The 8,048-nt window shown below is 67.2% G+C and carries 11 protein-coding genes; 6 read left to right on the top strand and 5 right to left on the bottom strand.

Going from position 1 to position 8,048, the window contains the following annotated elements; translation table 11 throughout:
• Positions 1 to 178 precede the first annotated feature (178 nt).
• A complete protein-coding gene (locus tag VGK32_02725; GenBank protein HEY3380651.1) occupies positions 179 to 316 on the bottom strand; it encodes a hypothetical protein in 138 nt (45 codons plus the stop codon).
• A gap of 13 nt (positions 317 to 329) precedes the next feature.
• On the opposite strand from VGK32_02725, the gene VGK32_02720 reads away from it, so the two are divergent.
• Positions 330 to 1,286, top strand: a complete 957-nt coding sequence (locus VGK32_02720; protein ID HEY3380650.1) for a DUF4143 domain-containing protein — start codon at positions 330 to 332, stop codon at positions 1,284 to 1,286.
• A gap of 52 nt (positions 1,287 to 1,338) precedes the next feature.
• Here the strand turns inward: VGK32_02720 and VGK32_02715 are convergent, their stop codons facing one another.
• The gene (locus tag VGK32_02715; protein ID HEY3380649.1) at positions 1,339 to 1,500 is read right to left on the bottom strand and encodes a hypothetical protein; all 162 of its coding nucleotides are present in this window, start codon (positions 1,498 to 1,500) and stop codon (positions 1,339 to 1,341) included.
• Positions 1,501 to 1,580: 80 nt separating this feature from the next.
• Between VGK32_02715 and VGK32_02710 the strand changes: the two genes are divergently transcribed.
• Complete coding sequence (locus VGK32_02710; GenBank protein HEY3380648.1) at positions 1,581 to 3,230, top strand: UDP binding domain-containing protein; 1,650 nt, start codon at positions 1,581 to 1,583, stop codon at positions 3,228 to 3,230.
• Between the two features lie 302 nt (positions 3,231 to 3,532).
• Positions 3,533 to 3,955, top strand: coding sequence for a type II toxin-antitoxin system VapC family toxin (locus VGK32_02705; GenBank protein HEY3380647.1), 423 nt, complete (start codon positions 3,533 to 3,535; stop codon positions 3,953 to 3,955).
• Between the two features lie 39 nt (positions 3,956 to 3,994).
• Here VGK32_02705 and VGK32_02700 read toward each other — a convergent pair whose 3' ends face one another.
• Positions 3,995 to 5,086 (bottom strand): mannose-1-phosphate guanylyltransferase, encoded by a 1,092-nt coding sequence (locus tag VGK32_02700; protein ID HEY3380646.1) that lies wholly within the window; start codon positions 5,084 to 5,086, stop codon positions 3,995 to 3,997.
• Positions 5,087 to 5,334: 248 nt separating this feature from the next.
• On the opposite strand from VGK32_02700, the gene VGK32_02695 reads away from it, so the two are divergent.
• Positions 5,335 to 5,700 carry a zinc ribbon domain-containing protein gene (locus tag VGK32_02695; protein HEY3380645.1) on the top strand — a complete coding sequence of 122 codons (366 nt, stop codon included), beginning with the start codon at positions 5,335 to 5,337 and terminating at the stop codon, positions 5,698 to 5,700.
• Positions 5,701 to 5,839: 139 nt separating this feature from the next.
• Complete coding sequence (locus VGK32_02690) at positions 5,840 to 6,625, top strand: hypothetical protein (GenBank protein HEY3380644.1); 786 nt, start codon at positions 5,840 to 5,842, stop codon at positions 6,623 to 6,625.
• 228 nt (positions 6,626 to 6,853) lie between these two features.
• On the opposite strand, the gene VGK32_02685 is transcribed toward VGK32_02690, so the two are convergent.
• On the bottom strand, positions 6,854 to 7,015 hold the full coding sequence (locus VGK32_02685) for a two-component regulator propeller domain-containing protein (protein ID HEY3380643.1): 162 nt from the start codon (positions 7,013 to 7,015) through the stop codon (positions 6,854 to 6,856).
• A gap of 9 nt (positions 7,016 to 7,024) precedes the next feature.
• Here VGK32_02685 and VGK32_02680 point away from each other — a divergent pair, with 9 nt between their 5' ends.
• Positions 7,025 to 7,285 (top strand): hypothetical protein, encoded by a 261-nt coding sequence (locus VGK32_02680; GenBank protein ID HEY3380642.1) that lies wholly within the window; start codon positions 7,025 to 7,027, stop codon positions 7,283 to 7,285.
• 26 nt (positions 7,286 to 7,311) lie between these two features.
• On the opposite strand, the gene VGK32_02675 is transcribed toward VGK32_02680, so the two are convergent.
• Positions 7,312 to 7,662 (bottom strand): Dabb family protein, encoded by a 351-nt coding sequence (locus VGK32_02675; GenBank protein HEY3380641.1) that lies wholly within the window; start codon positions 7,660 to 7,662, stop codon positions 7,312 to 7,314.
• Positions 7,663 to 8,048: the final 386 nt, after the last annotated feature.

The following is an 8,048-nucleotide window of genomic DNA, read 5'->3' as shown; positions in this document are numbered from 1 at the left end:
CCGCCGGGTATTGGGCCCGGAACACGTCGCGACCGCGGCAATTGTGTGCCGGGCGCGCAACGGGTACCCGCTTGGTGACGGAATCGACGTCAAGACCATCGGGGAGATCGACCTTCCACTCGACGCCTGAATCCCCCCGGTATCGTCGCCGGGAGGATTCGTCTCCGACGAGGACGGTTCACGCGCCCGTCACGACACGCGAGAGGCCCCGGACCCTGACCCGATCCGTCAGCGCGTAATCCGCGTCGCCAGGGATCACGACCGTCAGCTCGTCGAGACGCAGCTCGTCCAACGCCAGCCGCAGTGAGCCGGTCATCGCGGGACGGTCGGTGTACTTCACCTCGAAGCCCAGGCGCCGGCCGTCCTGGAACACGAGCAGGTCGAGTTCGCTCTACCTCCGCGACCCCGGCCTGTTCGGACGCGAGCTGGCCCTGTGTCCCCCCGCAGCCACGGTGGTCGTTGACGAGATTCAGCGTCTCCCGACGCTGCTGAATGAGGTCCACCGCTTCATCGAGGAGCGCCAGCTCCGATTCGTTCTGCCCGGCTCCAGCGCCCGGAAGTTGAAGCGTGCCGGTTCGAATCTCCTGGCCGGTCGAGCGCTGCAACGGGTGCTGATGCCGCTCCTTCCGCAGGAACTTGCCGCCGATGAGGCGCTTGTTCGAAACCTCCCGGGGTTCGCCCGCTTCCTGCCCGTCGCCGCCCTGTTCCACGGCCAAGTGCTGAATATCGCAGGCCTGGCGCGCGACGCCGGCGTGGCCAGAACCACCGTGGTCGGCTACCTCGAGGTGCTCGAAGACGCCTACCTGGCCTGGCCGCTGCCCGCCTACGAAGCACGTCTCCGCGTGAAGGAACGACGGCACCCGAAACTCTACTGGACCGATCCCGGTGTCGTTCGTACCGTCCGGCAGGAATTCCATCCCCCGACCATCGCCGAGCCAGGCGCATTGCTCGAAGGCTGGGTGGCCATGCTGCTGCGCGCCTACGGCGACCCGATATCGGGCCTCGGCGGTCGCCACGACGGCCTGTTCTACTGGTCGCCGGCTGGCGGCGGAACGGAGGTGGACTTCCTCGTTCAGAGAGGCGGCGAGTCTGTCGCCATCGAGGTCAAGGCCAAGACGCGCCTCGGCACCCGCGACTTCGCAGGACTGAAGGCTATCGCCGCCCTCCCAGGTCTCACGCGCCGCCTGATGGTGTTTCTTGGCGAGCGCCCCTTCCGAACGGCCGACGGCGTGGATGCCCTCCCCGTACCCCACTTCCTCGAAGAGCTCGAGGCCGGCAGAGTGTAGGGCCACCGCCGGAAATCACCCTCGGAGTGATCATGCCCATCGGCCGACAGGGTCAGCGGAGTTCGACCGCCGGCTCGCCGAACAGCGAACCATCGATGCCGACCTCTGGCGCTCGGCCGAACATCACCACTTCCCGAGCGATTTCGTTCTTGCGTCCCGCCTCCGACGACGCTATCGTCGTCGTCCCGGCGGCAGGAGCGCGCAGAAACTCCACACCGGCCTCCCGGAGACCTGCGCGATGACCCCTCTGGACCGTCAGGACATCGACTTCAACAACACCACGGAGCGACACGAATGCCCAGCTACTCAGTCAGCCCCGCCGGCGAGAAATTCCCGCTGCCCCGCCCCGAAGACGATGCCCGCGAGTTCGCCCGCGTTCAGGCCCTCGCCGCGCAGGCCCGCGCCGAGGGCAAGGAAATCATCGTCGTCATGGGCGTCGGCTTCGTCGGCGCCGTCATGGCCGCCATCGTCGCCGACTCGGTCGGCGCTGACGGGAAGCCCGGCAAGTTCGTGATCGGTTGCCAGCGCCCGAGCGCCCGCAGCTACTGGAAGATCCCGCTCCTCGCCCGCGGCGAGTCGCCGGTCAAGGCCGAAGACCCCGAAGTCGACCCGATGATCCATCGGACGGTCATCGAGAAGAAGACCCTCGTCGCCACGCACAACGCCGACTGCCTTTCGCTCGCCGACTGCGTGGTGGTGGACGTGCAGTGCGACTTCTCGAAGCGCGACCTCGGCACGATGAAGACCGGCAGCGCCGAGATGACGGCGCTCGAGCAGACGATGCGGACGATCGGCGAGAAGATCCCCGCGTCGTGCCTGGTGCTGATCGAAACGACCGTGGCGCCCGGCACCACCGAATTCGTCGCGTGGCCGATCATGAAGCGCGCATTCGCCGCGCGCGCCATCGCGTCCGAGCCGCTGCTGGCGCACAGCTTCGAGCGCGTCATGCCGGGCCGCGAGTACGTCCGGAGCATCCGCGACTTCTGGCGCGTGTGCTCGGGCTGCACGCCCGAAGCCAAAGAGCGCACGGTGAAGTTCCTCGGCGAGATCCTCAACACCCGCGACTTCCCGCTCACGGTGATGGACCGGCCGATCGAGTCGGAGACGACGAAGATCGTCGAGAACTCCTACCGCGCCACGATCCTCGCGTTCCTCAACGAGTGGAGCCTGTTCGCCGAGCGCAACGGCGTGGACCTGGTGAAGGTCATCAACGCGATCAAGATGCGGCCGACCCACAGCAACATCCTCTTTCCAGGACCTGGCATCGGCGGCTACTGCCTGCCGAAGGACGGCGGCCTCGGGTACTGGGCCTACAAGCACATCCTCGGCTTCGAGGACCAGGACCAGCTGTTCCGCATCACGCCGACGGCGATCGACATCAACGACACGCGCGGGTTGCACGTCGCCGAGCTGGTGCGCGACGCGCTCAGGAACATGGGGCGCTACATCGCGGGCGCCAACGTCCTGCTGTGCGGCGCGAGCTACCGCGAGGACGTGGGCGACACGCGCTACAGCGGGTCGGAACTGGTGGTGCGCAAGCTCACCGAGATGGGCGCCGAAATGCACGTGCACGACCCGTACGTGGACCACTGGTACGAGCTGGAGAACCAGTCGGAATACCCGGCGCCAGGCCACTCGTGGTCGCGGTTCTTCCGCAACCAGGACGCGCTGACCGAGATCCGCGTGCAGAAGGATCTGCCAAAGGCGCTGGTCGGCGCTGAGGCCCTGGTCCTGGCGGTCCGCCACAAGCCGTACCTGGATCTCGAGCCGGAACAGGTGGTCGCCTGGGCCGGCGCGCCGCTGGCGGTCGTGGACTGCTTCGGGATCCTGACGGACGACCGCATCCGCCGCTACTTCGAGCTGGGCTGCGAGGTGAAGGCCCTCGGCCGCGGCCACATCCAGCGGATCAAGGAAGAAGTCAGGGGAAAGAGAAGTCGTAACTGACCCACGAGAAGGCGTGGACATGATGAAGACACATGATGTATTGTGTCATACATGAACACGCTGATCACAACCGTAACTGAACGCGGCCAGGTGTCGATTCCGGCCGAAATCAGGAGGCAGTTGGGCCTCGAGCCCGGTCAGCGTCTCGAGTGGGAGGTCGTGTCCGACCGGGAGTGCCGGGTCCGCCGTAGTGCCGGCCGGCGGGTGGCTGGCGCTCAGGCGATGCGGGGTTTCGCCCGGCAATTCCGGCCTGTGCGCCCGACTGTTGCGTGGATGGCTGAACTGCGCGATGGAGAGGTGTGATGGCCTGGGTCGTCGACACGTGTCTCGTGATTGACGTCCTGGACGACGACCCTGAGTTTGGCGCGGCGTCGGCGGCGTTACTCGACAGGATGTGCGGTGATGGGCTGGTCGTGTGTCCCGTGACCTACATCGAGCTGGCGCCGGCATTTCTCGGCGACGGCGCGCGGCAGCGCGAATTCCTGGACCAGGTCGGCATCGACTACTCCGCCGCGTGGGCATGGCCCGACACCCAGGCAGCACATCGAGCCTGGGCTCTCCAAGTGCAGTTGCGTCGGGCCGGACGCGCCCCTCGGCGGCCAGTGGCCGACGTTCTCATCGGCGCGTTTGCGTCAACCCGCCACGGGCTCCTGACGCGCAACCCGGGCGATTTCGAGTCGGTCTTCCCGATGCTGACGGTCGCCTCGCCCGAAATCGGGGGGTGAGCCGGGAGGTCGGCTGCCTCCGTGCCGTCACGCGCAGCTCTACACGAGTTCGCCCCCAAACTGCTCGCGGACCTTCTTGTGAAGATCCTTGATCGACTCGGCCACGTCCTTCCGGCACACGAGCGTCGCCCCCCGGGTGTGGACGATGATCAGATCGTGGCAGCCGATGGTGGCGATGAGGTGCTGAGGGTCGTCTGACGCGACCAGCGTGTCGCGCGTGTCCACGAGCAACGAGCGGCCGGCCCCGAGCGCGTTGCCCTGCGCGTCCTTCGGGCACGTCTCCGCGAACATCGGCCACGAGCCGACGTCGAGCCAGGTCAACGGCATCGGGACGGCGGCGACGCGGACGTGCGGATCGCGCGACGCGGGCTCCATCACCGCGAAGTCCACACTGATCTTCTTCAGCGCCGGGAAGACCTCCCAGACGACTTCGTGGCGAGCCGGCGTGTTCCAGGCGCGCGCAATCCTCGACAGCCCGTCGAAGTTCGCCCCGTGATAGCGGCGGATGCAGTCGAGCAGCGTTTGGCCGCGCCACACGAACATCCCGCTGTTCCACAGGTACCGTTCGGCGCCAGCCGCGAAGAACTCGCCGGCGGTCTTCGCGTCCGGCTTCTCTCTGAACTGCTCGACGACGCGCGCGGACTCGTCGATCAGTTGGCCCAGCTGCAGATACCCGTACCCGGTCGCGGCCATCGTCGGCGTGATGCCAAACGTCACGAGCGTGTCGGGCGACTGCTCGGCCACGCGGTAGCCGTGATCGATGGTGGCATGGAACCGGTCGAGCGGCTCGATGATGTGATCCGCCGTGAAGACGGCCATCACCGCGTCAGGATCGCGCGCGGCGATCACTGCTGCGCCGAATCCGACGGCATTGAGCGTATCGCGCCCGGTCGGCTCGCCGAGGAACTGGTCGTCGCCGACGCCGAGCGCCCGGCAGATGATCTCGCGGTGCTTCTCCCCGGCACAGACGTAGCGATTCCCGGGCGGCACCAGTCCTTCCAGCCGGTCGTACGCGAGTTGCAGCAGGCTCCTCCCGTTGATGAACGGGATGAGCTGCTTGGGCATGTTGACCCGGCTCATGGGCCACAGGCGCGTGCCGGACCCACCGGCGACAATCAGGGCGTATCGCATGGCGACAGAGTAGTGGACAGGGACGCAACAAGACAAGTCGCTGATCCACGGCAGTCGGAAAGAGCGCAGTCAGTCGATGAATCGGGTCAGTCGGAGCCCGGCCTGTGCGCAGAATGTGAACGGCGGCGGCCGAAATCTCTCCCGGAGACATTTCCCAAGCGTGTATCCTGTTTCCGTCCCGCCGCCCGCAGGGCGCGGCGACCCTGACGTTTCCAATTCCCACGGGGGCCGAGCCCCGTCCAACGGCCATGCCCATCTACGAATTCGAGTGTCTCGACTGTCACCGGAAGACCACGGCCATCGTCATGGTGCGCGAGCGCATCGGCGAGGTCCGCTGCAAGAAGTGCGGGAGCGCCAATCTCGAGAAGCTGTTCTCCAGGTTCGCCATGCCGAAGTCGGAAGATGCGCGCCTCGAATCGCTGGCGGACCCGGCGGCGATGGGGGACATCGACGAGAGCGACCCGAAGAGCGTCGCCAGGTTCATGAAGAAGATGGGCCAGGAGATGGGCGAGGATCTCGGCGAGGACATCGACCAGGCGATCGAGGAGGAGATGGCGGCCGGGGGCGAGGCCGGCGAGGCGGGCGGCGGCACGGATCCGGACGGCGACATCTGAGCCCCAAACGGCATGCCCCTTCCCGGACTGCGTGGACAGTAGAATGTCGAACTTCGGACTGAACACCTCGTTGGCCGCACCATCTCTGCGAGCTCTGCGAGTTCTGTGTTGAACACCGCTCGGAAGCCGGTCACACCCGATGTCACTGCGCATTGCGTTCGACTGCGACGGCGTGCTGGCGGATATGGATTCGGCGCTCGAGGAAATCGCCGTGCGCCTGTTCGGGCCCCTGCCCGCCCCGTCCCCTCCGCCTGCCCCGGCGACGACAGCGACGCCGGCACAGGCGGACGATCCCGGGGCGTCGAACGAGAGCGCGTCGCCCGTCGAACCCGCACCAACGCCGGCTGGCGCGGCGGCCCCGGCCCCGGCAGAGATCACGCCCGAAGAAGAACAGGTCGAGACCGAACGCATCCGCCGGCTCTCGCGCACGCAGCAGCACGAACTGTGGGATGAAGTGCGCAAGACCGAGAACTTCTGGGAGTCGCTGAAGGAGATCGAGCCAGGCGTCATCCGGCGCCTGTCGGACGTCGCTCACGAGCGGCGCTGGGAAACCATCTTCGTGACGCAGCGTCCGCCGAGCGGCGGCGACACGACCCAGCGACAGACCCAGCGCTGGCTGGTGGAGCACGGGTTCGACCTGCCGAGCGTCTACGTGACGAAGGGTTCGCGCGGAAAGGTCGCCGACGCGCTGTCGCTCGACATCCTCGTGGATGACCGGCCCGAAAACTGCCTCGACGTGAAGATCGAATCACGCGCCCGGGCCATTCTCATCTGGGGCGATGCGCTCTCCACGCTGCCGCCAAACGCGCGCCGGCTCGGGATCGAGCCAGTGCAGAGCGTGGGCGCGCTGATCGACATGCTGACCGCGCCGCCGCCGAAGAAGCCAGGGATCCTGAAGAAGCTCAAGCGGCTCATCCGAGCCTGACGGGTGCGTACCGTAATCCGGGTAGAGCTTCTTCCTGCACTCAGGGCGTCGTCCACCTGTTGCTCGAGTTGGCGCTCGCGGCGGCGGAGGCGGCGGACGCGCGCGGTGTAGACCCCGAAGGCGAGCGTGAGGACGGCCGTGCCGAGGATCGCGTAGAACGGTCGCGTCTGGTGGAAATACGGCAGCACCTCGAACGCGATGACGGCGCTCTTGTCGTTCCAGACGCCATCACTGTTGCACGCCGTCCAGTGTGCCGAACCAGTGGTAACCGTCCCGGGTCTGGACGAACGAGGTGATGCTCTCCTGCGGGAGGCCGTCGGGCATCTTCTCACGAGGCACGAGCAGTTTCGAATCGATGACGTTGAGGGTGGCCGTCGGCGCTGGTATCATGTGCACTTCATGCGAAGCTGTCCCAAGTGCGGTTCCCCACGCGTCCACCGTTCCCGCTCGAAGGGCTTCCTCGAACGCTTCCGGAAGACCTTCACCTCGGACCGCGTCCACCGCTGCCATGCCTGCGGCTGGCGCGGGTGGGGCACGGTGACCTCGGAAAGCACTCAGCCGAAGGACGACCTCGGCAAGCGGCGCCCGGCGCCGGACCTCGTCGCCATCGACGAGGCGGTGGACAAGGCGCTCGACAAAGAAGTGATTGGCAGCAAGTAGAAAGACGCCGGGTGCCGAGTGCGCCGCTATTCCTGAAGCCCCAACCGTTTCAGCTCGTCTCCGTCCTGCATCTGGTAATCGTAGATTGCCGACGCCTCGAGCGATTCCATGAAGCGTGCGCCGAGGGCTTGGTGCGCGGGGTGATCGAGGTACGCCTGCAGGCCGGCGAGGTCATCGAACTCGAGGATTGCGCCGTACTCGAGGTCCACCGGCATCAGGGTCTCGTAGCGCGTTCCGTGCCGGATGCGACGCCCGACGTGAAAGCGCCGGATCGACGGGATGCGCCGCAGCGCCGTCTCGAGGGCTTCGACGAGCCCCGTGCGATCAGCCACAGACAGGTCGTGGCGCGGCCGAAAGAGAACGACGTGGCAGACCATACGATGTACACACGAAGAAGCGCACGGGACCGCGCCGCCGCCGCACGCACGTGACGGGTCGGCGCGCCTACGGCTTGCGCAGGCGCGGGCGCTTGGTCTTGTGCGCGGGCGCCGGCGGGCCGGCTGGCGCATCGGGAGGTGCCACGCGTTCAGGCGGCTCCGGCAGCTTTCGCGGTGGCGCCTCAGTGGCGGGGCCTCGGCCCTGATCCCTGCCCCCCCCAGATCCCTCACCCCTGAATCCAGGGCCCGGACCTCTCCCTGGACCACCAGGCGGCCTGTTCTGCCAGGGCTTGCGCTCGCCTTGCGGCCTGTCCTGCCAGGGCTTGCGGTCTCCCGGGGGCCGACCCGCTGGTCTGAAGCCGCCGCCGGCCGGCTTGTTCTGCCAC

The organism is Vicinamibacterales bacterium, assembly GCA_036504215.1.
Classification (GTDB): domain Bacteria; phylum Acidobacteriota; class Vicinamibacteria; order Vicinamibacterales; family Fen-181; genus FEN-299.
The sequence above is the reverse complement of the archived record's forward strand: the minus strand, read 5'-3'. Positions and strand labels throughout refer to the sequence as shown.